Origin of the sequence: Streptomyces sp. NPDC055966 (assembly GCF_042269865.1) — a bacterium.
GTDB lineage: Bacteria > Actinomycetota > Actinomycetes > Streptomycetales > Streptomycetaceae > Streptomyces.
In genome coordinates this window covers 207,035-232,884 of sequence record NZ_JBHJYK010000017.1, presented here as the reverse complement: position 1 = coordinate 232,884, position 25,850 = coordinate 207,035, and the positions used below count along the sequence as shown (strand labels likewise).

General features: G+C 70.8%; 28 protein-coding genes and 1 pseudogene. 14 read left to right on the top strand and 15 right to left on the bottom strand.

Translation table 11 applies throughout. The annotated features are described in order from the left end of the window. Positions 1-16: 16 nt before the first annotated feature. Complete coding sequence (locus tag ACFC8N_RS32285) at positions 17-538, top strand: GNAT family N-acetyltransferase (RefSeq protein WP_376291957.1); 522 nt, start codon at positions 17-19, stop codon at positions 536-538. Between the two features lie 516 nt (positions 539-1,054). Here ACFC8N_RS32285 and ACFC8N_RS32280 read toward each other — a convergent pair. Then, entirely contained in the window at positions 1,055-1,297 is a 243-nt protein-coding gene (locus ACFC8N_RS32280) for a Smr/MutS family protein (protein ID WP_356031563.1), read from the bottom strand. Positions 1,298-1,449: 152 nt separating this feature from the next. Further along, positions 1,450-1,596 (bottom strand): hypothetical protein, encoded by a 147-nt coding sequence (locus ACFC8N_RS32275; RefSeq protein ID WP_362817975.1) that lies wholly within the window; start codon positions 1,594-1,596, stop codon positions 1,450-1,452. Between the two features lie 474 nt (positions 1,597-2,070). Here ACFC8N_RS32275 and ACFC8N_RS32270 point away from each other — a divergent pair, with 474 nt between their 5' ends. Further along, complete coding sequence (locus tag ACFC8N_RS32270) at positions 2,071-2,268, top strand: hypothetical protein (protein ID WP_356031559.1); 198 nt, start codon at positions 2,071-2,073, stop codon at positions 2,266-2,268. 38 nt (positions 2,269-2,306) lie between these two features. Here the strand turns inward: ACFC8N_RS32270 and ACFC8N_RS32265 are convergent, their stop codons facing one another. After that, entirely contained in the window at positions 2,307-2,726 is a 420-nt protein-coding gene (locus tag ACFC8N_RS32265; protein ID WP_376291954.1) for a hypothetical protein, read from the bottom strand. An 89-nt stretch (positions 2,727-2,815) separates the two neighbouring features. After that, positions 2,816-3,121, bottom strand: coding sequence for a protein kinase (locus ACFC8N_RS32260; protein WP_376291952.1), 306 nt, complete (start codon positions 3,119-3,121; stop codon positions 2,816-2,818). A gap of 82 nt (positions 3,122-3,203) precedes the next feature. On the opposite strand from ACFC8N_RS32260, the pseudogene ACFC8N_RS32255 reads away from it, so the two are divergent. Both ACFC8N_RS32255 and ACFC8N_RS32250 read left to right on the top strand, forming a co-directional pair. After that, positions 3,204-3,927, top strand: a pseudogene (locus tag ACFC8N_RS32255) (alpha-L-rhamnosidase); the annotation flags it as partial. Positions 3,928-4,204: 277 nt separating this feature from the next. Further along, positions 4,205-5,479: an alpha/beta hydrolase family protein gene (locus ACFC8N_RS32250; RefSeq protein ID WP_376291949.1), complete on the top strand. Its 1,275-nt coding sequence runs from the start codon at positions 4,205-4,207 to the stop codon at positions 5,477-5,479. A gap of 11 nt (positions 5,480-5,490) precedes the next feature. Here ACFC8N_RS32250 and ACFC8N_RS32245 read toward each other — a convergent pair whose 3' ends face one another. Continuing rightward, entirely contained in the window at positions 5,491-7,101 is a 1,611-nt protein-coding gene (locus ACFC8N_RS32245; RefSeq protein ID WP_376291948.1) for a purple acid phosphatase family protein, read from the bottom strand. Between the two features lie 631 nt (positions 7,102-7,732). Between ACFC8N_RS32245 and ACFC8N_RS32240 the strand changes: the two genes are divergently transcribed. Beyond that, positions 7,733-9,493 carry an ABC transporter ATP-binding protein gene (locus ACFC8N_RS32240; RefSeq protein ID WP_376291946.1) on the top strand — a complete coding sequence of 587 codons (1,761 nt, stop codon included), beginning with the start codon at positions 7,733-7,735 and terminating at the stop codon, positions 9,491-9,493. A gap of 79 nt (positions 9,494-9,572) precedes the next feature. On the opposite strand, the gene ACFC8N_RS32235 is transcribed toward ACFC8N_RS32240, so the two are convergent. Then, positions 9,573-10,238, bottom strand: coding sequence for a nitroreductase (locus ACFC8N_RS32235; protein WP_376292023.1), 666 nt, complete (start codon positions 10,236-10,238; stop codon positions 9,573-9,575). Between the two features lie 296 nt (positions 10,239-10,534). On the opposite strand from ACFC8N_RS32235, the gene ACFC8N_RS32230 reads away from it, so the two are divergent. Then, complete coding sequence (locus ACFC8N_RS32230; RefSeq protein ID WP_376291944.1) at positions 10,535-11,959, top strand: alkaline phosphatase family protein; 1,425 nt, start codon at positions 10,535-10,537, stop codon at positions 11,957-11,959. 56 nt (positions 11,960-12,015) lie between these two features. Here ACFC8N_RS32230 and ACFC8N_RS32225 read toward each other — a convergent pair whose 3' ends face one another. Both ACFC8N_RS32225 and ACFC8N_RS32220 read right to left on the bottom strand, forming a co-directional pair. Continuing rightward, a complete protein-coding gene (locus ACFC8N_RS32225) occupies positions 12,016-12,636 on the bottom strand; it encodes a dihydrofolate reductase family protein (protein WP_362817962.1) in 621 nt (206 codons plus the stop codon). A 76-nt stretch (positions 12,637-12,712) separates the two neighbouring features. Further along, positions 12,713-13,426, bottom strand: a complete 714-nt coding sequence (locus ACFC8N_RS32220; RefSeq protein WP_376291941.1) for an SDR family NAD(P)-dependent oxidoreductase — start codon at positions 13,424-13,426, stop codon at positions 12,713-12,715. A gap of 74 nt (positions 13,427-13,500) precedes the next feature. Between ACFC8N_RS32220 and ACFC8N_RS32215 the strand changes: the two genes are divergently transcribed. Continuing rightward, complete coding sequence (locus ACFC8N_RS32215) at positions 13,501-14,331, top strand: helix-turn-helix transcriptional regulator (RefSeq protein WP_376291938.1); 831 nt, start codon at positions 13,501-13,503, stop codon at positions 14,329-14,331. Positions 14,332-14,403: 72 nt separating this feature from the next. On the opposite strand, the gene ACFC8N_RS32210 is transcribed toward ACFC8N_RS32215, so the two are convergent. Both ACFC8N_RS32210 and ACFC8N_RS32205 read right to left on the bottom strand, forming a co-directional pair. Beyond that, positions 14,404-14,676 carry a hypothetical protein gene (locus ACFC8N_RS32210; protein WP_356031536.1) on the bottom strand — a complete coding sequence of 91 codons (273 nt, stop codon included), beginning with the start codon at positions 14,674-14,676 and terminating at the stop codon, positions 14,404-14,406. A gap of 186 nt (positions 14,677-14,862) precedes the next feature. Further along, positions 14,863-15,390 carry an NUDIX hydrolase gene (locus ACFC8N_RS32205; RefSeq protein ID WP_376291936.1) on the bottom strand — a complete coding sequence of 176 codons (528 nt, stop codon included), beginning with the start codon at positions 15,388-15,390 and terminating at the stop codon, positions 14,863-14,865. 153 nt (positions 15,391-15,543) lie between these two features. On the opposite strand from ACFC8N_RS32205, the gene ACFC8N_RS32200 reads away from it, so the two are divergent. Beyond that, positions 15,544-15,714 (top strand): hypothetical protein, encoded by a 171-nt coding sequence (locus tag ACFC8N_RS32200; protein WP_376291934.1) that lies wholly within the window; start codon positions 15,544-15,546, stop codon positions 15,712-15,714. Positions 15,715-15,739: 25 nt separating this feature from the next. Here ACFC8N_RS32200 and ACFC8N_RS32195 read toward each other — a convergent pair whose 3' ends face one another. Next, on the bottom strand, positions 15,740-16,798 hold the full coding sequence (locus ACFC8N_RS32195; RefSeq protein ID WP_356031532.1) for an alpha/beta hydrolase-fold protein: 1,059 nt from the start codon (positions 16,796-16,798) through the stop codon (positions 15,740-15,742). Positions 16,799-17,132: 334 nt separating this feature from the next. Here ACFC8N_RS32195 and ACFC8N_RS32190 point away from each other — a divergent pair, with 334 nt between their 5' ends. From ACFC8N_RS32190 to ACFC8N_RS32175, 4 genes are all read left to right on the top strand, one after another. Beyond that, complete coding sequence (locus ACFC8N_RS32190) at positions 17,133-18,125, top strand: SpoIIE family protein phosphatase (protein WP_376292021.1); 993 nt, start codon at positions 17,133-17,135, stop codon at positions 18,123-18,125. Then, positions 18,122-18,244 carry a hypothetical protein gene (locus tag ACFC8N_RS32185; RefSeq protein ID WP_376291931.1) on the top strand — a complete coding sequence of 41 codons (123 nt, stop codon included), beginning with the start codon at positions 18,122-18,124 and terminating at the stop codon, positions 18,242-18,244. Before ACFC8N_RS32190 ends, ACFC8N_RS32185 begins: the two co-directional genes overlap by 4 nt. Before the next feature lie 212 nt (positions 18,245-18,456). Then, positions 18,457-19,224: a type I methionyl aminopeptidase gene (gene map / locus ACFC8N_RS32180; protein WP_356031530.1), complete on the top strand. Its 768-nt coding sequence runs from the start codon at positions 18,457-18,459 to the stop codon at positions 19,222-19,224. 169 nt (positions 19,225-19,393) lie between these two features. Continuing rightward, on the top strand, positions 19,394-19,636 hold the full coding sequence (locus ACFC8N_RS32175; protein ID WP_356031528.1) for a hypothetical protein: 243 nt from the start codon (positions 19,394-19,396) through the stop codon (positions 19,634-19,636). A gap of 274 nt (positions 19,637-19,910) precedes the next feature. Here ACFC8N_RS32175 and ACFC8N_RS32170 read toward each other — a convergent pair whose 3' ends face one another. From ACFC8N_RS32170 to ACFC8N_RS32160, 3 genes are all read right to left on the bottom strand, one after another. Beyond that, positions 19,911-20,369 (bottom strand): DoxX family protein, encoded by a 459-nt coding sequence (locus ACFC8N_RS32170; RefSeq protein ID WP_376291929.1) that lies wholly within the window; start codon positions 20,367-20,369, stop codon positions 19,911-19,913. Between the two features lie 164 nt (positions 20,370-20,533). Continuing rightward, on the bottom strand, positions 20,534-21,622 hold the full coding sequence (locus ACFC8N_RS32165; RefSeq protein WP_376291927.1) for a MerR family transcriptional regulator: 1,089 nt from the start codon (positions 21,620-21,622) through the stop codon (positions 20,534-20,536). A 141-nt stretch (positions 21,623-21,763) separates the two neighbouring features. Continuing rightward, positions 21,764-22,615, bottom strand: a complete 852-nt coding sequence (locus ACFC8N_RS32160; RefSeq protein ID WP_362817947.1) for a LysR family transcriptional regulator — start codon at positions 22,613-22,615, stop codon at positions 21,764-21,766. An 82-nt stretch (positions 22,616-22,697) separates the two neighbouring features. Between ACFC8N_RS32160 and ACFC8N_RS32155 the strand changes: the two genes are divergently transcribed. Both ACFC8N_RS32155 and ACFC8N_RS32150 read left to right on the top strand, forming a co-directional pair. After that, complete coding sequence (locus ACFC8N_RS32155; RefSeq protein ID WP_376291925.1) at positions 22,698-23,714, top strand: MBL fold metallo-hydrolase; 1,017 nt, start codon at positions 22,698-22,700, stop codon at positions 23,712-23,714. A gap of 414 nt (positions 23,715-24,128) precedes the next feature. Beyond that, complete coding sequence (locus ACFC8N_RS32150; protein ID WP_376291922.1) at positions 24,129-25,283, top strand: FAD-dependent oxidoreductase; 1,155 nt, start codon at positions 24,129-24,131, stop codon at positions 25,281-25,283. 66 nt (positions 25,284-25,349) lie between these two features. Here ACFC8N_RS32150 and ACFC8N_RS32145 read toward each other — a convergent pair whose 3' ends face one another. Further along, positions 25,350-25,826 (bottom strand): MarR family winged helix-turn-helix transcriptional regulator, encoded by a 477-nt coding sequence (locus ACFC8N_RS32145; protein ID WP_376291920.1) that lies wholly within the window; start codon positions 25,824-25,826, stop codon positions 25,350-25,352. Positions 25,827-25,850 lie beyond the last annotated feature (24 nt).

The following is a 25,850-nucleotide window of genomic DNA, read 5'->3' as shown; positions in this document are numbered from 1 at the left end:
GGAGTAGGGTCGCGGCATGAGCGACCTCACGGCCCGGGCCATCAGCACCGCGCGACTGGACCTGTTGCCGCTGCGCGTCGAGCACGCCGACGAGATGGCCGAGGTGCTGTCCGATCCGGCCCTGCACACCTTCATCGGCGGTACGCCGGACACCCCGCAGGCCCTGCGCTCGCGCTACCGGCGCCTGACCGCGGGCTCCCCCGACCCGGCCGTCTCCTGGCTGAACTGGGTGATCCTGCTCCGCGACGAGTCCTGTCTCACGGGCACCGTGCAGGCGACGGTCTCCCCCTCCGAGCACGGCCTCACCGCGGAGATCGCCTGGGTGGTGGGCACACTGTGGCAGGGCCGGGGCATCGCCTCCGAAGCGGCCCGGGGACTCGTCGACCTGCTCGGCCGACTGCCGGTGCACACCGTCGTCGCACACATCCACCCCGAACACCGGGCTTCCGCGACGGTGGCCACGACAGCCGGACTCACCCGCACCGACACCTGGCACGACGGCGAGATCCGATGGCAGCGGGACATGCACAGGGCTTGACTCGGCGGACGGCGGACTGCAGGCGAGAGGCGGCCGCCGAAAATCCTCTCGAAACACCGTTCGAGGACATGACATGATGCGCGGCATGACGATCAACCGAAAGGTCCATGCCGCGTAGCCGGCCGGGACAGCTCCGGGCCGGCAACTCCGGCCGCCGGACGCCGAATACGACACCCGTCATCGACGGCTTGTCCTCACGCGCGCTCTCGGAGATCTCTTGTCTTGAGCGCACCCGCAATTATCTGCGCCCAGGAGACGTCAGCTCAGCCGTGCGCCTGTGGCAGGGATACGTCCATCGTCCCGCACGTGAACTGTGGCGGGACCAGGAAGGGGGAAACACGCACTGGGACTGCTGCGACAGTCCTCTCGAAGCCCGCGCTCTGCTCGACACCGTGATGCGGGCCCTGTCACCTCGAAGCGCTCGCGAACTGCGCCGCGTCATCGGCCGGTTCGACGCCGTCTGGAGCCGGGCGTCACCGCCGTACGACGCAGGGGGAGGGTAGAGCCGGAACCGGATCACCGGAAGTAGAGGAGAATGCGCCCGGTGTTGCCCGCGTCGACCTCGCGCCGGATGTACAGCTTCCGGATGTGCTTCTGGTCCAGGAACGCCAGCACGCGGGCCCTGAGCCGCCCGGAACCCTTGCCCGGGATGATCTCCGCGACGGGCTCGCCCGCGTGGTTCGCCTTGAAGAGGAACTGACGCAGCGCCAGTTCGATGTCGCGGTTGTTCCGGAAGATGGGGTGGAGATCGAGCGACATCACAGGGAGCCTCCTGGTGCTGCGGGGCTTGCGCCGACCGCGGGGCGGACCGGACCGCCCTCGCGGTCCCCGGGAAGCCTCCCATGGGCACGTTCGATCCGACCTCCCCCGGCACCCACGGGCCGCCCCCGGAGCACCGCGGACGTCTGTGATCAGTGCCCGGAATCTCGCGTCGGGTCGAGCGTCTCCTGATCCGGCCGGGGTTTCGTCTGCGGCGGGAACAACAGATCCTCGTACGCGTCCAGGGCGAACACGACGAGCATGACCATCACCGGCACAAGCAAGGCCACCACGATCATGACGCCTCCCGGCACAACAGTGATCACGGGATGGGCAACGGATCCGCCTCCAGCTTGCCCCAAACGGGCGAACACGGCATATCGGACCGACGGCGGCGTGAGCCGTTCGGGTGACCCCGCCCCCGGGCGGTTCGACCGCCGGGCTGGTCACCGGCATGTCCCGCGCGCCCTGCGACCGCGCCGTACCAGCTGTTCGCAAAGATCAATGCCGGGCGCACGGAGTCACCGCGCGGGCGGGAAAGATCGTTAAACATCGCCCGCGGCGCATCCGCCGTATCCGCCGACGCGCAGTCGGTGCGAAGCCGGCGCCACGTCGGTGCGAAGTCCACGGGCGATACACCGACGGCCTGCTACCGAAGTCGCGGGGGGAGCGACTTTCGGCTGTCCGCCCCGATCGGAGCGCGCACTTTCGGCGCAGCCGTGCCGACGCCCGGCCGATGCGCGCGGCCACCTCCGCGGGCCACCATCGTGGGCATGAAGAAGGTGCTGGAAGTCGCCGGGTTCATCGCTCTCGTGCAAGGGGTGCTGGGCCTGGTGCAGGAGTTCACCCACTGGCACGTCGGCGTGGTGGGGCGACTGTCGTTCCTCCACGGCTACGAGGCCGTGGTGAGCTTCCTGCTGATCGTGCTGGCCTGCGCGCTCTTCGCCACGGCCGAGCGGCTTCGGCACTGACGGCGCGCGGGGCCGGAACGCCGGCCCGGCCCGGGGCGTCAGGGAGCACCGCCCGGCCTCGGGCCGCGGTAGCCGGGCCGGTAGGAGGCGTCGATGCCGACGTCGTAGCGGACCCGCGGGTTGGTCCTGTTGCCGCGTACGTGGGCGCCCGTGGAGTGGATGGCCGGGCCGATGGCGTGGTCGGTGGCGGCGGCGAAGGTGTTGCCGACGACGGTGACATGGTGTACGTCCTCGAACATCAGGGCCTGCGACGCCTTCAGGGTCTCGCAGTAGTTGCCCCTGATGACGAAGTCGAACGTGTGGCCGTGGCCGTCGCCCTCCCCGTCGTTGGGACCCTCGGCCATCGCGTCCGGCGCCCTGCCCTCGGCCACCTCGGGCGCAAGATAGCGGGGCTTGCCGCGCACCGTGACCGTCGTGGTGTGCGTGCCGGTCCGGGTGACCTCGCTCCACAGGGCCACGCGCGATCCCGAAGTCCGTCAGCCGGGCCACTCCGTCCTTCGTGACCAGGATGTTCTCCGGTGTCACATCGCCGTGCACCAGGCCCTCGTCATGGGACTTCGCCGGCGCGCCGCGATCTGCCGTCGATCGAGCCGGCCTCCTGCGGGGTCAACGGTCCCCGCTCGGCCGTCAGTTGGGCCAGGCTGCGCGAGGGGACGTACTCCATGACGATCCAGCAGGCGTCGCCCTCGGCGGCGTAGTCGAACACGGCCACGACGTTGGGGTGGTGCAGCCGTGTGGCGTACCGCGTCTCCTTCATCAGGCGCTGGGCCGCTCTGGAGTCGTCCGGGCGGGCGCACTTGACCGCCACGCGCCGGTCCAGCAGTTCGTTCCGGGCCTGCCAGACGACGCCCATCCCGCCCCGGCCGATGGGTTCATGCAGCCGATACCGGCCTCCGACCCTGTACCCGGCCTCCGGCGTCACCGGCACCGCCCCGCTCCGTGTCCCCACCGACTGCCCGCAGCGCGACGAGCGTCTCGGCTGGACGGGCGACACCCAGCTGTTCTCCCACACCGGCCTGTACAACGTGGACGCCGTCGCGTTCCTCAGCCACTTCGAGGACATCCTCGTCGACTCCCAGCGGACCTACGGCGCGGACCACGCCCAGTTCACCCATGTCGCGCCCGGCAACCGGTACAACTCGCCGGAACCGGCGAGCGGTTGGTCGGACTGCGGCGTCGTCGTCCCCTGGACGGTGTGGCAGATGTCCGGCGACACCACCGTCATCGACCGCGGCTGGACGGCGATGACGGCGTACACGGACTGGATCCGCGCACTCACCGGGGACGGTTGCACCGGGCAGGGCGCGATCTACGGCGACTGGCTCGCCTTCCAGCAGACCAGCACCCAGCTGATGAGCGACGTCTACTGCGGTTACAGCGCCCGGCTGATGGCGGACATGGCGGCCGCCACCGGCCGTACCGCCGAGGCCCGCGCCTACCAGGACCTCTTCTCGCACATCAAACGGGCCTTCATCACCACGTACCTGAGCACCGAGGGCGGCGTCCTCGGTGCTCTCCGGTCTCGGCGACGCCTCGCCCGTGACCCCGGGCGGCACCACCAGGACGGAGGACAACTCCCGGACGGCGCTGCTGTGGGTGCTCAAGCTCGGCTTCTACGACACCGAGGCCCAGCGCCGCCAACTGGTCACGCTGCTCGCCCCTCCCCACCTCCGACCCGTCCGGTGTCCGTGAGGGCAGGACTCCCGTGTCCCGTGTCCGGGGCGTCCAGTACCTGGGCTTCACGGACGGCACCGCCTCCTACCGGCTGCCCTCCGGACACTACGAGCTGACGGCATCGCACGAATGATCACTCGCGCGCCCGAAGACCGGTCTCGGTCCGCAGGCCTTGTCCGTCAGGGAAAAGTCAGTGGGACCCCGAGCGGTGATCCGGGGCTTCCCCGATGTACGGCGCTCGGCGCGGGACCATGCTGGCTGTATGACGAAGCGTCACCCGTACACACGTCGCCCGGCCCTATGGCTCCGCGCCTTTACCGCCTGCACCGTCGCCGCCCTCTGCGCCCTGACGGCCGCCCTGCCCGCGCAGGCGGCCGTCCCCGCCGGCTCCTCTCCGCCCCCCGTGCGGAAGCCGACGCTGCCGGTCCCCTCCGGCCGGTACGGCGTGGGCGCGGTTCCCCTGCACCTCGTGGACCGCTCACGCCCGGACCCGTGGAAGGCCGGCCGCAAGCACCGGGAACTGATGATCACCGTCTACTACCCCGCGGCCCGGACCAACCACCATCCGCAGGCCCCGTACATGCTGCCCGCGGCCGCCGCGCACTTCGACAGCGTCACCGCGGACGGCCTCCTCGGGCTGCACACCACGGTCGGCCGCACCGACTGGGCCGGCACCGTCACCCATGTGGCGGCGGACGCACCCGTGGCCACCGGACACGGCGGGCGTCTGCCGGTGGTGCTCTACTCCCCCGGTCTCGGCGAACCCCGCACCTGGGGCACCACGTTGGCGGCCGATCTGGCGAGCCACGGCTACGTCGTCGTCTCCATCGACAACACCTACGAGTCACCCGAGGTCCAGTTCCCCGACGGCAGCCTGGCGACGATGTCGCCGCCCCCCGTTTCCCAGGCCGACCCCTTCATCCGCAAGTCGCTGGCCGTCCGTGTCACCGACACCGGCTTCGTCCTGGACCAGCTGCGCCTGCTGGACAGCGGCCGGAACCCCGACGCGGACGGCCGGCGGCTGCCCGCCGGTCTGACCGGGGCACTCGACCTCTCCGAGGTGGGCATGTTCGGCCACTCGCTGGGCGGCACCGCCGCCGCCCAGTCGATGGACTCCGACCACCGGATCTCCGCGGGCATCGACATGGACGGCAACCTCACCAACTACGACGGCACGCTCATGCCGGTCGCCCGGCACGGTCTCGACAGGCCCCTCCTGCTGCTGGGCAAGGACGGCAGGACCGACACCGGGCCTGGCTGGCGGGCGTTTCGCGAACACACTCCGGGCTGGACCCGTCAGCTGACCCTGCTCGGCTCGGAACACGCCTCGTTCACCGACGCGGAGGCGCTCGTACCCCAGCTGCATCTGCGGCGCGCCGACCGGATCGACGACATCGGCACGATCGACCCGGGCACCGCGATACGCACCAACGACGCCTACATCACGGCGTACTTCGACCACTGGCTGCGCGGCCGCTGCGGGAAGCTGCTGGAGGGGCCGTCGGCGCGGTACCCCGACATGATGTTCGTGCGCTGAGGGACGCGTGGCTACCCGGCGTGGCCGTCGGAGCGCCTGCGGTGGAGGGTGAAGTTCTCGAAGACCGACAGCTCGCCGTGCGGCTTGTTCACGTTGTAGTACGTCACATGCATCCGGGTGGTGTCGCCTGCGTGCCGGCCCGGGTCGACGGTGAAGGCCGCGAAGCCGTAGGGGTGTTCCACGTCCCGGACACCCATCCAGACGGCCTGCTCCTTGGTGTAGGCAGAGGTGCGCTTGCCGTTCGCGCCGGCTGTCGCCGACACCGCGGTGATCACTTTGGCGGTCCCGTCGGTGAAGAACTTCTGGTTCGTGGTCCCCGAGACCCCTCCGCCGCCGAGGATCATGTGTACGGTGCCCAGCCCCGTGTCGATGGAGTCGGTGCTCCCGGAGACCGGGCGGGGCGTGAGTGTCTCACTGCCCGTGACGACTCCGCGGACGGCCAGCGAACGCTCGTAGTTGTGTTCGTGACCGCACAGGACCAGGTCCACGCCGTACCGGTCGAACAGGGGACCGTACTTCTGGCGCAGGCCCAGGTCCGCGCCGTTCGCGTCCGAGGAGCTGATCATCACCTGGTGCATGGCGACGACCACCCAGTCGATGTCGCGGGAAGAGCGCGCCGCCTTCAGTTCCCTCTCCAGGAAGGCGAGCTGGCGTCCGCCGGAGTAGCCGCTGATGTAGACGTCGCCGCCGTCCTGGAGGCAGTTGTCGTCGTTCTGGAGCACGATCACCCGCACCGAGCCGACCGTGAACGCATACCAGAGACCCGCGAGTTCCTCGTCGGTCTCGGTGGAAGGGAGGGAGAAGTAGGTCTGGTACGCGCCCAGGCCGAGCGGGCCGTTGGCCTTCTCGATCTCATGGTTTCCGGCGGCCGGCATCCAGGGGCGGAAGCGCGCCGAGCGGGTGTTGTTGGTGAAGAAGTTGTTCCAGGTGCGCACCCGGTCGACATCGAGGTTGGCGTAGCACAGGTCGCCGTTGAGCAGATGGAAGAGCGGTGCGACCTGCTCGATGCCGGTGACGATGTCCTTGGTCGCGGGCGTCGAGTTCGCGTCGAGGGCCGCCGTGCCGTTGGCCGCCCAGGTCACCTGCGGAGCGGACTGGTCGCCGAAACTGGTGAAGGTGAACGGCATGCGTCCGCGAGGCGCGGTGCGGAACGTACCGCTGTCGGGCGTCGTCCCCTCGTGGGTGGCGAGGTAAAGGTAGTCGGTGCCGGGGGTGAGCCGGTTCAGCGAGGCGTGGTGGACGTAGACCGTGCGGCTGGATGTGCCGTCGACGTAACTGACCGTGCGGGCCGCCGCGCTGGACCCGAAGCCGTGTTCCAGCGTGCCGTAGTGGACCACCGGTCTGGTCACCGGCCGGTCGGTGATCCACGACACCGTCATCTGGGTCCGCGGGTCGGCCCCGAACGTCAGGTGGAGTCCCTGGACCGGAGACGCGCCGGACGAGTCCGCGGTGCGGTGCAGAGCCGGGGCGGTGACCGGGGCGGCCTGCGCCGTGCCGGCTCCGAGCAAGGGAGTGACGGCCGCGCCGGCCCCCGCGGTGCCGAGGAGGCTCAGCGCGTGGCGCCGGCTGACCCCCTCGGATGCCTTCGGCGTCCCGTCCGGTGTTTCGGCCTGTGTGGTCATGGAGCCCTCCCTGACGCGCAGTTGAGCTGACGACCACCGCACACTGACGCTCCTCTACGGCGCCCGGGTGAACACCGCATGGCCACGTGGTCATGACGTCCGCCAGGCGGATTCGGATATTCGGATTCAGTAAGGGAATATAGGCCAACGCTCACCTTCCTTCTTGAGCGAGGCACCGGGCGTCCCCGTACTCACAGGTGCGACACAAGGCGAAGCCGGCCGCGATCAGCGTCGGTCGACTGCCCGTCATGAAGGGATACCAACGATGTCCTTCGCGAAGATCACACTGGCCAAGAAGGCCAAGAAGAAGGAATCCGGTGCCGCCAAGGCCAAGCACCACAAGAAGCACCACCACCGCAAGCACAAGAAGGCCGCTGCCAAGTAGCCGCGCATCGCGGAACACGACCCACACAGGCAGACCGTGCCGGGGTCCGCACGCACAGCACATGTGCACGGCGGACCCCGGCACGCCGTCGGACCGGGCAGCGCCCAGGAAGTGTCGGCCATGCACATCGCTGCACCCAGCACCACGCCCGTGGCCGGTCCCGGGGCGGGAGCCACGGCCGATGCCCCGTCACCGTCATCGTCTCCAGCGTCTTCATCGCCCGCACCGTCGTCGTGGCCTTCTTCCGTGTCTTCGGCCCCCTCGCGGATGCGCCACGCCCGAATCTCCCCGCTGGCCGCGTTCCGCACGTTCTGGCCGCTGGTCAGCGTCAACCGTGCGGCCGTACTGGTGTCGGCCGTGCTGCTGGTGGTCGCCGCCGGGTGCGACGCGGGCGCGATCGGCATCGTCGGGGTCCTCACCGACGACGTGCTCACCCCCGGCGACCTCGCCGCCTTCTGGGGGCCCGCCACTCTCTGGCTGGGGCTCGCCGTGGCCGGTGCGGTCGCCTCCGCGGCGGGCGGCTATCTCGCGGGCTGGACCAGCGAGCACTTCCTGCTCGGCCTGCGCGACCGGGTCTTCCAGCATCTCCAAGCGGTCCCACCGGACGCCCTGGACCGCTTCGGCACCGGCGATCTGGTCGCCCGGCTGACCGGCGACATCGAGACCGTCGAGTCGTTGGTGGCCTCCGCGCCGGTCGAGCTGATCACCTCCGCCGCCGGGGCCCTGGTGTTCGCGGTGGCGGCCTTCTGGACAAGCTGGCAGCTGGCTCTGATCACCTTGTCCGCCGCCCCGTTGATCTGGTTCGGCGCCCGGTGGTTCGGCACGTTGATGCGCTCCGCCACCCGCGCCGAACGCGACAGCAACGGCCGCCTGGCCACCCTGCTGGAGGAGAGCCTCGCCAACATGCCCCTGGTGCAGGCCTATGGCCGCCAGCAGGCCGAGCGCGGCAAGGTGCACCGCGAGGGGCGCAACTGGATGCGGGCCGGACTGCGGCAGATCCTGCTGTCGTCGGTGTACGGCCCGATGGGTGAACTGGTCGAGACCGTCAGCGTGCTGGCCGTGATCGGCGCCGGAGCCTGGCAGATCTCCGAACACCAACTGAGCGTCGGAGGCCTGCTCGCCTTCGCCGCCTTCCTCGGCTATCTCCACCCCAAGCTCCAGGAACTCGGCGAAATAGTCGTCAGCGCCTCCTCCGCGACCGCCGCCTGCGAACGCCTCATCGAGGTGCTGCGCACCGGAACGGTCCGCGACGACCCCCCTCGGCCGGAGGCCCCGCCGCTCGCCGAACCGGTGCACGGCGCCGTCACCTTCGAGGACGTCGGCTTCTCCTACCCGGGCAGCGGCCGTCCCGTGCTCAACGGAGTGCGCCTCGACATCGCCCCCGGCCTGCTCGTCGCGGTCACGGGACCGAGCGGCACCGGCAAGTCCACCCTCGGCAAACTGCTGCTGCGCTTCCACGAGCCGTCTCGCGGCCGCATCCTGCTCGACGGCCGGGACATCGCCGGGCTCCCGGTCGACGAGGTGCGCCGACAGATCACCCTGCTTCCGCAGGACAGCATGCTCTTCGACGGCACGGTCCGCGAGAACATCCTCTACGGCCGCCCCGACGCCACCGAGGCCGACATGATCGCCGCGGCCGTCGCGGCCGACGCGCACGGTTTCGTCAGCACGCTGCCAGAGGGTTACGACAGCCCCGCCGGCAAACGCGGCAACAACCTCTCCGGCGGCCAGCGCCGCAGGATCGCCCTCGCTCGGGCCATGCTGCGCACGGCGCCCGTGCTGATCCTCGACGAGCCCACGGCCGGACTCGACGACGACTCCACGGCCCGGATCATGGCGCCGCTGCGCCGCCTCACGGCCGGACGTACGACCTTCCTCATCACCCACGACCTGCGCCTGACGGCCCAGGCCGACCTCGTCCTCCACCTCACGGACGGCACCGTGGCCATGACGACCCCGGGCCTGTCGGCGAGAACGAGCCCGGAGCCAGAGCCCGAGGCCGCCTGAGAACGAGGGGACCGCGGGGGCATCAGGACTCGACCGCCCGCGGAGCCCGGCGAACACCGTGTGTCCGGGCGCCTCTCGGTCACACTCCGATGAAGCTCACGGTTTCCGCCATGTCCGCCCGTCCGGTACGCAGCCGTGGCACGCCTTCCTTCTCGAACCCCACCGAGACACCGCAGAACAGTACGAGCCCGTCGTCGGCTCCGACGGTCCGGTCGACCGTCTTGCGATACATGGTCCACATGACCTGGGGACAGCTGTGCAGCCCTTCCGCCCTCAGCAACAGCATGACCGTCTGCAGGAACATGCCCGCGTCACCCCATTGTCCGGGCCCCATCGTCCGGTCGAGGTAGCAGAACAGCACGACCGGCGCCCCGAACGCCTCCGAGTTCAGCGCAGCGATCTTCTTGGGTCTGTCGGGGTCGTCGCGCTCGATTCCGAGGGCCTTGTACCGCTGGGCGGCGGCAGCGGTGAAACGGTCCAGATAGGGCGAGGTCAGTTCGGCCGGGTACATCGGATACTCCCGCTCGTCACCGGGGTCTCCCGCCAGCGCCCTGGCCGTCGCACGCCTCTTCAGTTCGGCCAGGGGCTCGCCGGCCACGACGTACACATGCCACGGCTGGAGGTTCCCGCTCGACGGAGCCCGCGTCGCCGCGGCCAGCACACGTTCGAGTACCTCTTTGGGCACCGGCTCATCGCTGAACGCCCGCACGGCCCGTCGACTGTCGACGGCCTCATACACATCCACGTCTTCCCGTCCTTCCGCTCGACCGCAACCCGCCCCCACCGTATTCAGCGGCGTCTTCGGCGAATTCGCGGGCACGGCGTCTGTCCACTCGCCCGAGAACGGACGACGACAACGGGGCGACGGGCGGGTGTGGGCGGTAACAGCTTGGCCAACCCCTTTCCGCGCGTTGGCCGCGAGTTCACCATTCACCCCTGATGTGCTCCTCTGTCCTGGGCAGAGAGTAATGGGCGGCCTCGCCCTTTGCCGGGGCCGGGGCCGTCCCTACGGAATCCGCTCTCGCTCAAGAAAGGGCATTCATGCCCGAGTTGACACGCCGTAGACTGCTCGGGTCAGCGGGCGCGCTGGGCGGCGCCGCGGCCCTCTCCCTCCTCCCGCCGAGCGTCCAGAAGGCCGTCGCCTCCGGACCCCCCGCGCACGGCTCGCTGCACGACATCGAACACGTCGTCATGCTGATGCAGGAGAACCGCTCCTTCGACCACTACTTCGGCACGCTCTCGGGTGTCCGCGGCTTCAGCGACCCGCACGCCCTCAGGCTCGGCACCGGCCGCAGCGTCTTCTACCAGCCCGACGCCAAGAACCCGAAGGGCTATCTGCTGCCCTTCCACCTCGACACCCACAAGTCGAGCGCGCAGGCCATCCCGTCCACCAGTCACGCCTGGTCCGTCCAGCACGAGGCGTGGAACAACGGCAAGATGGACCGCTGGCTGCCCGCGCACCGCAAGGCCGACGGCGTCAACGGCCCTTACGTGATGGGCTACTACACGCGCGAGGACATCCCCTTCCAGTTCGCGCTCGCCGAGACCTTCACCATCTGCGACAACTACTACAGCTCGGTGTTCGGCCCCACCTGGCCCAACCGCCTGATGTGGATGACCGGCTCGATCGACCCCGACGGCACCCACGGCGGTCCGGTCATCAGCAACGACGCGCCGACGCCGTACCGCTGGAAGACGTACGCCGAGCGCCTCCAGGCCGCCGGTGTCAGCTGGAAGGTGTACCAGCAGGACGACAACTACGGCTGCAACATGCTCGAACAGTTCGCGGCCTTCCAGAACGCACGGCCCGGCTCGGAGCTGTACGAGCGCGGCGTGCGCAAGCGGCCCGCGGGTACCTTCGAGGACGATGCCCGACACGACCGGCTGCCGGCCGTGTCGTGGATCATGCCCACCAGCTACCAGTCGGAGCACCCCGACTACCTCCCCGCGGCCGGCGCGGACTTCGTCGCCTCGAAGATCGAGGCGATCGCGTCGACCCCGAAGGTGTGGCGCAAGACCGTCTTCATCCTCAACTACGACGAGAACGACGGTCTGTTCGACCACGTGGCCCCGCCGACCCCACCTCGCGGGACCCCGGACGAGTACGTCCACGGCCTGCCGATCGGTGGCGGGTTCCGCGTGCCGGCCATCATCATCTCGCCGTGGACCGTGGGCGGCTGGGTCGCCTCCGAGGCCTTCGACCACACCTCCGCCCTGCGTTTCCTGGAGCGGTTCACCGGGGTGGCGGAGCCGAACATCAGCGCCTGGCGGCGCGCCGCCTTCGGGGACCTCACCACCGCCTTCCGCTTCCGCGACGCCCGCCCCCGCCCGCCCCGGCTCCCCCACGACACCGCCGAGCAGTTGCACAAGGCGAAGGAAGAGGTGGCCACGCTGCCGAGACCGAAGCTTCCCGGAGCCGCCCAGTCCTTCCCCCGCCAGGAGAAGGGCCACCGTCCGCACATCTGAGAACGGCCGGAACACTCAGCCCCTGCCGCCACCAACGGCAGGGGCTGTCCCGCGTTTCACGACGAGGCCGGTGCGCGGACCGCCTGGCGGCGGGTGAGGTGGGTGAGGGTGTTGCCGCCGGGGAAGGCGGTGCGCGCGACGACGTCGAAGACCGTCGGATCGAAGGCACCGTCGAACGCCGGAACCCCGGCGCCCGCGACGACGGGGTAGCTCTTGATCACCAGTTCGTCGATCTCGGGCAGAACGGCGCCGGCGAGCTTGCCGCCGCCGCAGAGCCAGATGTCCAGTCCGGCGCCGTCCTCCCGCTTGAGGTCGCGCACGAGGGCGAGCGGGTCGCCCGGTACGACGGTGACCGCCGGGTCGATGTCGGGCTTGAGGGTGCTCGACACCACGTACTGCCGCAGGTGCGCGTACGGACTGGTGACCCCCGCGTCGAGGGCGGGGCGATAGGCGCCGAGGCCCATGACGATGGTGTCGAAGTGCCGGTTCGGCACGTCGGCGAGGCCGAGCGGGGCGCGAAAGGCGGTCGGGACCGTATCGGGGTACAGCGCGTTGGTCCAGGCCGAGTACGCGGCGGACTGCTGTTCGTCACCTGCGGGGAAGAAGTCGTACTCGCCGCCGGGGCCGGCGATGCGGCCGTCGAGCGAGACGCCCACGTAGTACACGAGCTTGCGCATCTTCAGTAAGTCCATTCGTAGCACTTCCGATGTAGTGCTTTGAATGTAGTACTACAAATGAAGTGGTGTCAAGGGTTCACCAGGGCACCCGCGTGCCGTCCCAGGAGAAGAAGCCGCCGGTCGGCCCGTCGTCCGGCAACAGCGCCAGCCGTACGGCACCCCGTGCGCCCTCCTCCGGATCGCCGCCCCGAGCCCTGGCCCGCGGATTGAGATCGGTGGCCCGGGCTCCGGGGGCGAGCGCGTTGACCTTGAAGGGCTCGCCGAGTGTCTGCGCGTAGAAGACGGTGAGCGCGTTCAGCGCGGCCTTGGAGGAGCGGTATGCGGCGCCGTAGCCGTTGCCCGGGGTGAACTGGGGGTTGGGGCCGGTGCTCCAGGACAGCGATGCGGTGCCGCTGGAGATGTTCACGATGCGCGGCCGGGCCGAGCGGCGCAGGGCGGGAAGGAAGGCGTTGGTGACAGTGACGACGCCGAAGACGTTCGTCTCGTAGGTCTGGCGGAGGTCCGCGAGGCGGGCCTCGGCGGGCGGGTCGAGCGTGACGGCGACACCGGCGTTGTTGACCAGTACGTCCAGCCGGTCGACGCGGGCCGCGGCGCGTGCGATGCCGTCCGCATCGGTGACGTCGAGGACGAGCGGCCGGGCGCCGGAGCCGATCGACGCGGCCGCGGCCTCCCCGCGCCCCGCGTCACGGGAGCCGACGTACACGGTGCAGCCCTCGGCGGCGAGCAGGCGGGCGATGTGGTGGCCGATGCCCTTGTTGGCACCGGTGACGAGTGCTGTGCGATCGTTCATGTCAGCCACGGTTCCCCGGCCGGCACCGTCCTGCCAGGGATCACCTGTACCAGGCAGGACGAGGAGGCAGCGGCATGGCGAGGCAGGAACTGGCCCGCTTCCTGCGGGAACGCCGGGCGGCCCTGAGCGCGCGGGAGGTCGGTCTCCCGGAGGGCGCCCCGCGCCGTACGCCCGGACTGCGCCGGGAGGAGGTCGCGGAACTGGCGCACATGTCGGTCGACTACTACGTCCGGCTCGAACAGGCTCGTGGCCCCCGCCCCTCACCCCGCGTCCTGGACGCGCTCTCCGGCGCACTGCGGCTCGAACCGGCCGAGCGCAGTCATCTGTTCCAGCTCGCGGGCGCGGCCGCACCGCCTGCCGCACGCCTCGTACGTCAGGCGCGGCCGCAGGTGGCACGGCTGCTCGAACGGCTGCCCGCGACCGCGGCGATCGTCACCGACGCCGCCTACGGTGTGGTCGCCTGGAATCCTGCGGCCCGGGCTCTGCTGGGCGACGACCTGGCCCGGCACACGACCAACCTGGCCCGGCGGCGCTTCCTCGGCACGGGGCAGACGTACGAGACCTCCAGCACACGGGAGTTCGGGGCCGTCGCGGTGGCCCGGCTGCGCCGGGCGGCCGAGCGCTACCCGCAGGATCCCCAACTCACCCTTCTGTTGGAGGAGTTGCACGCGCAGAGCACGGAGTTCCGCAGGATCTGGCAGACCCACCCGGTGCATGCGCCGGGCCACCGGGCCAAGACCCTGGACCATCCGGAGCTGGGCAGGCTACAGCTCAACTGCGATGTGCTGCTGGTGCCGGAGGACGACCAGGAGGTGGTCCTGATCACCGGCGCCCCCGGCTCACGCTCGGCCCGCGTCCTGGAGTCCCTGGTACCGCACAACGAGGGTTCCACGTCCGCGCGGTAGGCCTGGACGACGCGCTTGTCCACCCGCTGGCTGTGACGCGGGTACAGGCGCCACCTCTCGCCCCCGACAGGGTCAGGGGGCGTCGCCGACCCAGTCGAAGCGGCACCGGTCGCCGGGGCGCGGGGCGTATATCGCACGCCCGCCCGCGCCGAACCGCCCCAGTTCGGTGGCGAGGGCGACACTGGCGCCCAGGTCGTCCGGCGTCCGGCCGGTGATGTCGAGCAGCAGCCCGTCCAGCGGGCCGCCGACCAGCTCGACGTAGCGCTGTCCCGGGCGTGGGCCCGGGTCGTCGTGGTCCTGGCCGTAGACCCGGCCGCGCAGCAGCTGCTCATCCTCGCTGTCCATACCGGCCAGCCTCGCAGCCACCACTGACAATGCGGGTGCCGTCGTGGCCGATCCACCCGCCGTCGTCGGCCGTCGTCGGCCTGACGAGTGGTCCGTGGCCTGTCGTGGCACGGCTCGGCGGAGTTCCTCGGGGCATCGTCCGGGCCCGACATGCAGGCGAGGCACCTCGGTGAGCGACGCGGGGGCTCACGCCGGGGCGAGGCCCTCGCGCAGGCAGACGACCGTGTCCCGGACGGCTGCGGCACACAGGGCTCTGAGCGTTGCCGCGTGATGGGCGGTCATCAGCCGCTCCAGGCCGTCGAGATCGGTGAAGGTGTGGTCGTCGTGCTCGGGGCTCAGCCGGATCGGGGTGCCCTCGTCGAGGACCCCGGCGTGGAAGTAGCAGTCGAGGACCGGTCCCGTGCCGCCGACGTCGGCACGGTGGTCGATACCGATGAGCCTCGGCACGACGTCCAGTTCGACACCCGTTTCCTCGCGCATCTCCCGGTGTGCCGCCGTGCAGGGATCTTCCCCGTTATCGAGCATTCCGCCCGGCAGCCACCACGTACCGGCACGCGGCTCATCCGGTCCGTAGCGGAGCAGGAGGACCCGGCCTCCGCTGTCACGCACGAGGACGCACGAGGCGATGAGCGCCCGGGGCTGTGTCCTGACCCATTCCTCTCGCGGCAACCACGCCCCGGCGGTCGCGTCCACGGATACGTCACGTGCGGTCATCGGCACCCTCCAAGATCACTCTGCCCCGTCCCACCCGCCCGCACGCCCCGACTCACGGGTGACACACAGAACGTCTGTCGCACCGACCGCAGCCGGCTCGCCGGACCGCCGGGCGGCTACTCCGGCCGCTGCCTGGCCGCGCTGGACGACTGCTTGCGCGGCAGGTTCGGCTGCACCGCCCCGACGACCCTGCTCCGGCGGAACGCCGCGAGGGCCCGCGCGCACCTGTCCCGGACGCCGACGCCGCACGGCGAGCACCGCGACCGCTCAGCCGACGGGCTCGATGCCCTGGCCGAGGGCGGAATGCACGTCACCCTGGCCTGAACGGCAGCCCTCACGGGGTCCGTGTTCAGGCCTTCGGTGCGGTGGTGTGGCGGCTCAGGAAAGTGAAGGCCGCCGGGTACAGGCGCGTCCAGGTGTTGTAGTTGTGGCCTCCGCTCGGCAGCACCATGGTCTGTGTCCGGACCATCGTCGGCGCGGCCTCCTTCACGAACTGCTCGATGTAGTGCGGGGGGCTGAGCCGGTCCTCGGCCGACGTGGCCAGGAACAGGTTCACCACCGCCTTGCTGCGCTTCACCATGTACGTGGGGCTGGTGCGTTCGCGGGAGACCGGGTCCGAGATCACGCTCGTGTCGCCGGTGAGCGGATCGGGATCCAGTGCGGCACCGGAGCCGAAGACCTTCGGGTACGCCAGCGGGAGCCGCGTGGCGCAGAAGCCTCCCGTGGAGAAGCCCATGAGACCCCATCCCTTGGGTCCGGCGATGGTACGGAACTGCTTGCTGATCAGCTCCGGCACGTCACGCGCCATCCACGTGGCGACCTTCCGGTTGGGCTGGTCGGTGCAGTCGGTGTCGACGCCGCCCGGGTCGACCACCGGCATGGCCAGGATGAAGGGGTGCGCGGCGCCCGACTTGACCACGTTCTCGAAGTCCCCCGGCATGCCGCCGTGCTCCAGCCAGGACGCCGGGCTGCCCGGCACGCCGTGCAGCAGCATCACGACCGGGAAGCGCGTGTGACGGTACTGCGGCTGGTTGTACTGGGGCGGCGTCCAGACGATCACCTGTCCGGACAGCTGCGAGTGCTTGCCGCGGAAGTAGGTGTCCAGCACTCCCGTGGCACTGTGGGTGAACTTCGCACGGTCGGCCGGCGGGCCGGGCATGGCGACGGCGGCTCCGTTGTCGTTGCCCAGCAGGTCGTCCCAGGAGGCGTACAGACCGTAGTCGTTGTTGATCCAGGTGGCCATCACCGAGATCGCGGTGAGCTGGCACAGACCGATCATCACCAGCCGTAGTACCCACCGCACCGTGTGGGGCCCTCTGAGCCGTGACCAGAGCACCATGGTGCCGGCCACGCACACGATGGTCGCCACGATCAGCAGGACGAAGAACGACGTCCCGGTCAGGCTCATGGACAATCCCCCCAGCAGGTGAATCTCGGACGGTTGTAGCCGCGCCACGGAATCACAGGTGAGCGCCGTTGATGAAACCGTGACCCGGGCACGGTCGGACGCCGTGGACCAGCATGAAGACCGATTCGCGATCAACTGGTGAGACGTCTGCGGCCGCCCGTGCGTTCCACGCCCGAGCCGGTCTATGGGGCTGTCGCCTGCTTATGAGAGGCAATGGGTACGTCTGCGATGATGTGCCACACCGTGCCGGTCGGACGTTGAGGGGGAGGGGGCGGGGGACGTGTCCGCACAGCGTCGTCGATCGAGGGTGCTGTCCGTGTTGCCCTTCGCGGTCATGGGCGCCGTGGCGCTGGCCGACGTCGCGACCGGACCGTCGCTGGGTTTCCTGCCGCTGGTGGCCGTGGGGCCCGCGTTCGCCCCGCTGGTGGGCGGCTGGCGGCGTACCGCCTGTGTCGGCGTGATCGCGCTGCTGCTGTGCTTCGCGCTGGGCTGGTACGACGACATGACCACGCCACGCCGTGGCTGGATGGTCGTCGGCTCCGTCATCGGCGTCACCCTCGCCGGTCTGGTGGCCGTGTTCCTGCGCCGCGAGCGGGAGGCCGAACTGGACAGCGTCCGGTCGATCGCCGAGGCCGCGCAGCGGGTGCTGCTCAAGCCCGTACCGAAGCTCGCCGGCCGGCTGCGGGCGGCCGTCTCCTACACGTCGGCCGTGGCCGAGGCCCGTATCGGCGGGGATCTGTACGAGGTCGTCGCCGCACCGCAGGGTGTACGGGTGATCGTCGGGGACGTGCAGGGCAAGGGCCTGGAGGCGGTGGAGACCGCGGCGCTGGTCCTCGGCGCGTTCCGCGAGGCGGCCCTCGACGAGGCGGACCTGGTGGAGGTCGGCGGCAGACTGGCCCGCTCCGTCGACCGGCAACTGGACGGCGAGCGGTTCGTCACCGCCATCCTCGCCGAGGTGAGCGCCCACCAGGTCACGTTCCTCAACTTCGGCCATCCGGCCCCGATGCTGGTCCGCGACGACGGCACCCTGGATCTGCCCGAACCGGAGTCCTACGCGCTGCCCCTCGGCCTGGGCGCGCACGGCACCGCCGACCCGCAGCCGTACCGCGCGGCCTTCCTGCCCGGCGACCAACTGCTGCTGTACACCGACGGCATCATCGAGGCCCGCGACCGCGGCGGCCGTTTCTACCCGCTCGCCGAACGCGCCCATCTGCTCAAGGACCACGATCCCGAGACCGCTCTGGAGACCCTTCGCCAGGATCTGCTCCAGCACGTCAGCGGACCTCTCCAGGACGACGCCGCGATGCTGCTGCTGCGCTACCGGTGAACGCCGTCGAGCACCGGCCGACGGCCGTGGCGGCGACCGGTCCGTCCCCCCACATGAGCCAGGTCGGCATCGCCGGGGTGACCGCGCCGTCGGTGATCAGCAGGGCCGCGCAGCCGTAGCGCGAGACGTTCACCACCACGGCGGCATTGCTCGGCGCCGGCAGACACCAGATACAGGGTGCGGCGGCGCCCCCCGCCCCGCGCTCGACGCAGCAGTGCGCCGACCCGCTCGCCGTGTTCCCGTTCCCGCGGTGTCAGAGGAGTTCTCACCACGACCGTGATACTAATACCGGTATAAGTATTGGAACGACGTGCTGCGGGGAGTCACGCACATGGTGGAGATCAAGACCGATGCCGCACTGGACGCGATGCGGGAAGCCGGGCGCGTGGTGGCCCGCGCCCTGGCCGCAGCCCGGGAGGCGGCCGGGGTGGGGGTGTCCCTGCGAGAACTGGACGAAGCGGCCCGGTCGGTCCTGGACGAGGCCGGGGCCGGCTCCCCGTTCCTCGGATACCGGCCGTCCTTCGCCCCCGTGCCCTTCCCTGCCGTGATCTGCACATCCGTCAACGACGCCGTGTCACACGGCATCCCCACCGGCTACCGGCTGCGCGACGGCGACCTGCTGAGCATCGACTGCGGCGCCGAGCTCGACGGCTGGACGGGCGACGCGGCCATCACCTTCACCGTCGGAACGCCACGCCCCGGTGACCTCGATCTGATCGACGCCACCCAGCAGGCCCTCGACGCCGGCATCGCCGCCGCCCAGGTGGGCAGTCGCATCGGCGACATCTCCCACGCCATCGACACCGTCGCCCGCAAGGCGGGCTGCGGCATGCCCGCCGACTTCGGCGGGCACGGCATCGGCCGCCGCATGCACGAAGACCCTCATGTCCCCAACCGCGGCCGCCCCGGCCGGGGCTTCCCCCTCCGCCACGGGCTGGTCCTCGCCATCGAGCCCATGCTCATGGCCGGCGGGCAGAACACCTACCGGACCGACATCGACGGCTGGACCCTGCGGACCACCGACGGCAGCAGGGCCGCCCACATCGAGCACACCGTGGCCATCACCGACCAGGGACCCCGCGTCCTGACCCTGCCCTGACGCCTCCCGGACGCCGCCGTACCCGACTCAAGTGACGGCAGCCGACGGTGTGTTGTACGTCCTGGCCGTGTCGCGACGAGCCGAGGCCGATGTACGGGTTTCTGACCACCCGATCGGCCGGTGCGTCCGGCGCTCCTCACCGTGCTCGCGGCGTCTACGATCCGTGCCCGTGGCAGAGGTACCCGATGAGTTGATCAAACTGGAACGATCCGCCGAGGAAGAGCGCGCGAAGCTCGCCGGGCTCGACGGCGAGGAGTACGAAGCGCAGCTGCGTCGCTGGCGGGAGGCGGCCGAGGCGGTGCAGGCGGCCGTCACCGCGCATGCCGCGGCGACCGGAACCAGCCGGTTCGAGCTGGAGAAGTCCGTGAAGGAGGCTTTGCGGCACGCCCAGGAGGATCCGGCCGTCGAATAGCGGGCACAGCGCCGCTGCCGGGGTTCGTCGCCCTCGGCGCGCGGCCCGAGTGTGGCGACAGCGGCCGGTCGGCAGTCGGCGCATACGGGGGCCAGGCTGGGCATCGCTGCGGAACCCGATCGCCGCCCGCGTCCACCGCCCCCCGTTCACCGTCCGCCGATCCAACGGCATCGGCCCCTCGGCCTGCTGTCGGCACGCGAGAGCCCTCGGCCTCGCCGAAGGGCTCTCGCGCCGTATGTGGGGTGGATGGCACGGTACGTTCCGGTCGGACGGGCTACGCGGTGGGCACCGGTGCCGGGCTCTCGTCCGCCGTGGTGATCGCCTCCCTCTTCACGAGCGCGTCGAGCGCGTAGGCGCCGGGGCCGAGGCAGGCGATCAGCAGGAACGTCCAGCAGAACAGGACGGCCGGCTCACCCCCGTTGACCATCGGGAACAGCGCGTGCGGCTGATGGACGCTGAAGTAGGCGTAGGCCATGGAGCCGGAGCAGACGACGGCCGCCACCCGGGTGAACAGGCCCAGGGACACCAGGACGCCACCCACCAGCTCGATGACCGCTGCCCACCATCCGGGCCACTGGAGGGTGGGCACGGTGCCGCCGCCGTGGGAGCCGCCCAGGACTCCGAACAGGGACGCCGCGCCGTGGCAGGCGAAGAGGAATCCGGTCACCAGCCGAAACACGGCCTGCACGACCGGGCGCGCGGTGCGTAACGTCGTTGCGAGCGAGAAGTTCATGGGGGTCACTCCTCAGTTCGGGGAAACCTGGCGGCGGACTCAAGTTCCCGCATGGACATGACACTCCACATCTAGCGCGGTGTGCGGGTCCGCACCAGCAGCGGGAAGCTCTGGGTTTCCTCTGAGCCGGGCGTGCCTTCCCGGAACGTACGCGCGCCGCGCCGCTACCGCCGGCGCTCCATGACGTCCGCCACCACGCAGCTGACGTTGTCGGGACCGCCGGAACCGTTGGCGAGGGCGATGAGGTCGCGGACGGCCTGGTCGGGCTCCGCCGACTCGGTGAGCACCTGGCGGATCTCGTCGGCCGGTACGACGCTGGACAGACCGTCGGAGCAGAGCAGGTACCGGTCGTCCGGCCGGGCGTCGTACAGACGCATGTCCGGGGTGCCGTCGGCTCCCTGGCCCAGCGCGCGGACCAACAACGACCGCTGGGGGTGGCAGGCGGCCTCCTCCGGGGTGAGACGCCCTTCGTCCACCATCGACTGCACCAGGGTGTGATCGTGGGTGATCTGGAACAGCTGCCCGTCGCGCAGCAGGTAGACCCGCGAGTCGCCGATGTGGACGAGAGCCATCTGCGCTCCGGTCCAGAGCATCGCGGTGAGGGTCGTCCCGGCCGCTTCGACGGAGGAGCCGGTGCCGGCGACCCCCTGCACGGCCTGCCGGGCCCGGTCGACGGCGTCTTCGAGGACGTTGAGGAGGTCGCCGGCCGGAATGCCCTCGGCCTCCAGGCCCTTGAGTGCGTCGACGGCGGCCCTGCTCGCGGGTGCGCCTGTGCGGCCGCAGCCGTCGGCGACGGCGAGCAGGTGTGCGTCGGCGTAGACGGTGTCCTGGTTGCCGTCGCGGACGAGGCCGGCGTCGGAGTGTGCGGCGTACCGGATCTCCAGGGGGTTGGCGGTCACGGCCATGGTGGGCTCCTTCCAGGTCAGATGGTCGATGAGGAACGTGGCAAGGTCCCGTCGTGCGGCGGTGTCGGCCTCCACCCGAGCCCAGAACGCCCGGATCTCCTGGGCCGCCTGGTCCGCCTGGTCCGCCTCCAGCGTGCAGACGCGCTGGATCCGCGCCAGGGGCATGCCCAGCCGCCGGAGCCAGGCGACCAGCCGGGCCCGGCCCAACTGGTCCGGTGCGTACAGGCGGTAGCCGGTCACCGGGTCGACGCGAGCGGGTGCGAGCAGGCCGAGTTCGTCGTAGAGACGCAATGCCTTCGGGGAGAGCCGGGACGCCTTCGCGAACGCCCCGATGGTCAGCCACTCCATGCCCCGCCCCTCCTCGTGCCGGGCACGTCGCCCGGCCCCACCGATGCTGTGGCCTCCCCCAGGGTGAAGGTCAACCGGCCCGCTCCGAACGGACCGCGGCGCACGCACCGATGACGTCGTCGCGCGTGCGGATGACGTCGTTCACATCCGGTAGGCGGCCTGCGCAAGCCCGACGAACGAGTGGGTCAGCGGGTTCGTGTCGCCCTCGTTCGTCGCCACCACGACGCGGCTCGGCGGCATGTCGGCCAGCGGGACCACGGTCAGCTCCGCGGGGAGTCCGTGGCCGAGCGGGGCCATGCCGACCGTGCCGTTCCAGAGCACGGCGTGCAGGCACTCCTGGACGGCGCGCACCACCGGCCCCTGGCGGGATCGGCCACCGTTCCAGTACGTCCGCCACGCCTCGTCCGCGTCCTCCGGGAACCGGAACCAGTGCCGGGCCGCCAGGTCGGCGAGGAACAGCTTCTCGCGTCGGGCCAGTGGGTCGTCGGCGCGGAGCACCGCTCCCACCGGGTCGGCCCGCAGGTCGTGCACGGTCAGACCGGTCTCGTCGAACGGTGCGCGGGTCAGGGCGACGTCGACCAGTCCCGCGCGCAGCCCGCACGTCGGATCGGTCAGGTCGGTCTCGCGGACCCGGATGCCGATGCCCGGGTGCCGGCGCCGGTACGCGGCGGCGAGCCGGGCGGCTCCTCTGTCGGTGCCGTCGCCCAGGATGCCGACGGTGAGCGTCGCGACGCCCGCCGCCGCGGCCACGCGCATGCGTACCTGGTCGGCGTGGCCGAGAAGGGCGCGCGCCTCCTTCAACAGGGTCGTCCCGGCGGGGGTGAGCGCGACTCCTGTCGCGGAGCGGTGCAGCAACGGCGTGCCCAGGCCGGTCTCCAGCTGTCTGATCGCCCTGCTCAGGGGTGGCTGGCTCATGTGCAGCCGGGCGGCGGCCCGGCCGAAGTGGAGTTCCTCGGCGACGGCCACGAAATATCGCAGCGTGCGTAGCTCCATGACCGGTGACGATACCCGTGCGGTATGGCGTGCACCCAGTCGGTCTTGGACGGCCGCGACGCCACGGCGGTGGAATCGCCGTATGACACAGGACAGGGCACAGGACATGGCACAGCACATGACGCGGAACACGGCACAGGGCTCGGCGCGGGACACCGGGCAGGACACGGACCAGAGCCTGCCGGGAGACCTGGCGGGCGTGCACGTCCCCGACCCCGCCGTGCGGGTCGCGGGTGCCCGGGAGATCGCCCCCGACCTGCTGGTGATCCCGAACCAGCGGGCCCAGCTGGTGCCCAACGTCGGTGTCATCGGCGGCACTCGGGCCGTGCTCGTCGTCGAGACCGGTCTGGGCACCGCCAACGCCGAGCGGGTCCTCGCGTTCGCGTCCGAGGTCGCCCGGGGCCGTCGGCTGTACCTGACCACGACGCACTTCCACCCGGAGCACGCGTTCGGCGCGCAGGCCTTCGCCGACCGGGCCACGTATCTCGTCAACCGCGCCCAGGCGGACGACCTCGCGGCGAAGGGACCGGCGTATCTGGAGATGTTCCGGGGTTTCGGCGGGCCGGTCGCCCACCGGCTGGCAGGCATCGGAGTGCCTACTCCGGACGAGGTGTTCGACGGCACGTACGACCTCGACCTCGGTGACCGTGTCGTACGGCTGCGGCCCGCCGGCCGGGGGCACACCAAGGGCGACCAGGTGGTCGAAGTGCCGGACGCCGATGTGCTGTTCACCGGGGATCTCGCCGAGACCGGGCAGTTCGCGATCTTCCCGTGGTTCCCGCCGTACGACACGGACGTCTCCGGTGTCCGCTGGCTGGAGGTGCTGGAGCGGCTGGGCGCCCGCGGAGTCCGGACGGTGGTTCCCGGGCACGGTGAACCCGGCGGCCCGGAGGTCCTGACGGCGGTCCGCGACTATCTGCGCGAGCTGCGTGACGAGACCTGGCGCAGGCGTGACTCGGCGATGGGCGAGGTCGAGATCGTCGCCGAGGTGCGGGCGCTGCTCGTCGAACGGCATCCGGAGTGGGCCGGCCAGGAGTGGATCGAACGGGGCGTCGGGTGTCTGTGCGCCGAGCACCCGTCGCACGAGGTGTCGCACTGACCCTCGACTCACGGCGTGTGAGCGGTACTTGAGCGCGGAGGGCGTGGTCACGTCGGCCGCGCCCCGGCGGGGTGGCCGTGTTCACGGCCGCACGCGGCACCCCCCACCGTGCGCGGCGGCCGGCGCCGGTCCGCCGCACGAGGCCGACCCGGTCGGTGGGTGTGGTGGCGGCGTCGGTCAGCCCGGCGACGGTGGCGCGCCGTCCACGGCGTCACCGTTGCCGGCGACCACGGGCCGGGCGACCGCGGCCGGTGAGCAGGACGCCGTTCCATGGAGGCGTCGGGACCGGTGTGCCGTGTCGGTGACCTGTCGGAGGCTGTCGGTCCGATGTCGGGGGTGCGTCGGCGGCGGCTGACACCTTCGGGGAGACGGCCGGCCGGAACTCACCGGGCGGCGCGATCCCAAGGAGCCATCATGCGGACTCACGTCACGATCATCGGTGCCGGACTCGGCGGCCTCACGCTCGCCCGCGTCCTGCACCTCCACGACATCCCCGCCACGGTCTACGAGGCGGAGCCCTCCCCGGCGGCGCGTGCGCAGGGCGGTCTGCTCGACATCCACGACTACAACGGTCAACTCGCCCTTGAGGAGGCAGACTTGATGGCCGAGTTCCGTGGTCTCATCCTGGCGGGCCGGCAGGCGCTACGGATCCTCGACCCGGACGGGACCGTACTGCTCGACAAAGCCGACGACGGCACGGGCGGACGCCCCGAGGTGCAGCGCGGCGAGCTGCGACAGATCCTGCTCGACTCCCTCCCGGCCGGCACCGTCCGGTGGGGGCGCAAGGTCAGCGCCACCCGGACCCTCGGTGCGGGCCGCCACGAGGTGACCTTCGCCGACGGCACCAGCGTCGTCACCAGCCTGCTGGTCGGCGCGGACGGCGCGTGGTCACGCGTCCGTCCGCTGCTCTCCGCCGCCACACCCCGGTACATCGGCAAGTCGGTCGTCGAGACCTATCTGTTCGACGCCGCCACCCGGCACCCGGCCGCCGCGAAGGCGGTCGGCGGCGGGTCGATGATCGCGGCCACGCAGGGCAGGGACATCTTCGCGCACCGGGAGAAGGACGACACCCTGCACGCCTACGTGGGGCTGTCCGAGCCGCAGGACTGGTTCGCCGCCGTCGATTTCGGCGATGCCGACGCGGCCACCGCGCGGATCGCGGCGGAGTTCGACGGCTGGGCACCCGAGCTCACCGCGCTCATCACCGAGGCCGACAGCGGGCCGGTCCTGCGTCCCCTCTACGCTCTGCCGACCGGGCACCGGTGGGACCGGGTGCCGGGCGTGACGCTGCTCGGTGACGCGGCCCATCTCGCGCCCCCGAACGGCGAAGGCGCCAACCTGGCCATGCTCGACGGCGCCGAACTCGGCAAGGCCCTCGCCGTGCACCCCGACGACATCGAGGCCGCACTCACGGAGTACGAGCAGGCGCTGTTCCCCCGCAGCGTCGAGGCCGCCACCTTCGAAGGCGCCGACGCGCACGGGACCGACTCCGACGACAACAACAACAACGACAACCCGGGCCACGACCTGATCAAGATAATCAACATGCTCACCGAAAAGGGTCGATGAACAAGTTGAGACCGAAGTGTCGCTCTCCTGACCATCAACTCCCGTAACTCCCGGTCCACCACGGCGTCAGCCTGTCGGTAGGCCGACGCCCTCGCGCTCCAACGCGGTGCGCAGCACCGACAGGACCTGCGCGGCTGCCGCCGTCTGAGACTGGCCGAGAGCGCCCCCCAGCAGTTCGGTCAGGCGCTCGGTGAAGGTCTGCTCGGCGGCGTCGGTCAGGCGTGCGCCGTCGTCGGAGAGTGTCAGCAGCGACGAGCGGCGGTCGGCCGGATTCGGCTGCCGGGCGACCCAGCCGTGTCGTTCCAGGCGGTCGATCCCCTTGCTCGTCGCCCCGATTCCGATGGCGAACTCGGCGGCGAGGTCGGCCACCCGCGATCCGGGATGCTCCCGCAGGTAGCGCAGGAACTCGAACTGCGAGGTGACGATCCCGTGTCGCTCGCGCAGCCGGTCGTTGAGCGCGTTGTACAGACGCGTCTCGCAGCGGACCAGGTCGGCGAAGAAGGTCCGGGGGTCGGCGGTGGAGCCGTTTGATTTACATGCCACGGCATATACTGTAGCGGCATCTAC

What these genes read in the sequence shown, in the direction of transcription:
- ACFC8N_RS32285 (WP_376291957.1), top strand. Translation starts at nt 17, where the DNA reads ATGAGCGACCTCACGGCCCGGGCCATCAGCACCGCGCGACTGGACCTG.
- ACFC8N_RS32280 (WP_356031563.1), bottom strand. Translation starts at nt 1,297, where the DNA reads ATGTCGCTCGATCTCCACCCCATCTTCCGGAACAACCGCGACATCGAA.
- ACFC8N_RS32275 (WP_362817975.1), bottom strand. Translation starts at nt 1,596, where the DNA reads ATGATCGTGGTGGCCTTGCTTGTGCCGGTGATGGTCATGCTCGTCGTG.
- ACFC8N_RS32270 (WP_356031559.1), top strand. Translation starts at nt 2,071, where the DNA reads ATGAAGAAGGTGCTGGAAGTCGCCGGGTTCATCGCTCTCGTGCAAGGG.
- ACFC8N_RS32260 (WP_376291952.1), bottom strand. Translation starts at nt 3,121, where the DNA reads ATGGGCGTCGTCTGGCAGGCCCGGAACGAACTGCTGGACCGGCGCGTG.
- ACFC8N_RS32250 (WP_376291949.1), top strand. Translation starts at nt 4,205, where the DNA reads ATGACGAAGCGTCACCCGTACACACGTCGCCCGGCCCTATGGCTCCGC.
- ACFC8N_RS32245 (WP_376291948.1), bottom strand. Translation starts at nt 7,101, where the DNA reads ATGACCACACAGGCCGAAACACCGGACGGGACGCCGAAGGCATCCGAG.
- ACFC8N_RS32230 (WP_376291944.1), top strand. Translation starts at nt 10,535, where the DNA reads ATGCCCGAGTTGACACGCCGTAGACTGCTCGGGTCAGCGGGCGCGCTG.
- ACFC8N_RS32225 (WP_362817962.1), bottom strand. Translation starts at nt 12,636, where the DNA reads ATGCGCAAGCTCGTGTACTACGTGGGCGTCTCGCTCGACGGCCGCATC.
- ACFC8N_RS32220 (WP_376291941.1), bottom strand. Translation starts at nt 13,426, where the DNA reads ATGAACGATCGCACAGCACTCGTCACCGGTGCCAACAAGGGCATCGGC.
- ACFC8N_RS32215 (WP_376291938.1), top strand. Translation starts at nt 13,501, where the DNA reads ATGGCGAGGCAGGAACTGGCCCGCTTCCTGCGGGAACGCCGGGCGGCC.
- ACFC8N_RS32210 (WP_356031536.1), bottom strand. Translation starts at nt 14,676, where the DNA reads ATGGACAGCGAGGATGAGCAGCTGCTGCGCGGCCGGGTCTACGGCCAG.
- ACFC8N_RS32205 (WP_376291936.1), bottom strand. Translation starts at nt 15,390, where the DNA reads ATGACCGCACGTGACGTATCCGTGGACGCGACCGCCGGGGCGTGGTTG.
- ACFC8N_RS32195 (WP_356031532.1), bottom strand. Translation starts at nt 16,798, where the DNA reads ATGAGCCTGACCGGGACGTCGTTCTTCGTCCTGCTGATCGTGGCGACC.
- ACFC8N_RS32190 (WP_376292021.1), top strand. Translation starts at nt 17,133, where the DNA reads ATGGGCGCCGTGGCGCTGGCCGACGTCGCGACCGGACCGTCGCTGGGT.
- map (WP_356031530.1), top strand. Translation starts at nt 18,457, where the DNA reads ATGGTGGAGATCAAGACCGATGCCGCACTGGACGCGATGCGGGAAGCC.
- ACFC8N_RS32170 (WP_376291929.1), bottom strand. Translation starts at nt 20,369, where the DNA reads ATGAACTTCTCGCTCGCAACGACGTTACGCACCGCGCGCCCGGTCGTG.
- ACFC8N_RS32165 (WP_376291927.1), bottom strand. Translation starts at nt 21,622, where the DNA reads ATGGAGTGGCTGACCATCGGGGCGTTCGCGAAGGCGTCCCGGCTCTCC.
- ACFC8N_RS32160 (WP_362817947.1), bottom strand. Translation starts at nt 22,615, where the DNA reads ATGGAGCTACGCACGCTGCGATATTTCGTGGCCGTCGCCGAGGAACTC.
- ACFC8N_RS32155 (WP_376291925.1), top strand. Translation starts at nt 22,698, where the DNA reads ATGACACAGGACAGGGCACAGGACATGGCACAGCACATGACGCGGAAC.
- ACFC8N_RS32150 (WP_376291922.1), top strand. Translation starts at nt 24,129, where the DNA reads ATGCGGACTCACGTCACGATCATCGGTGCCGGACTCGGCGGCCTCACG.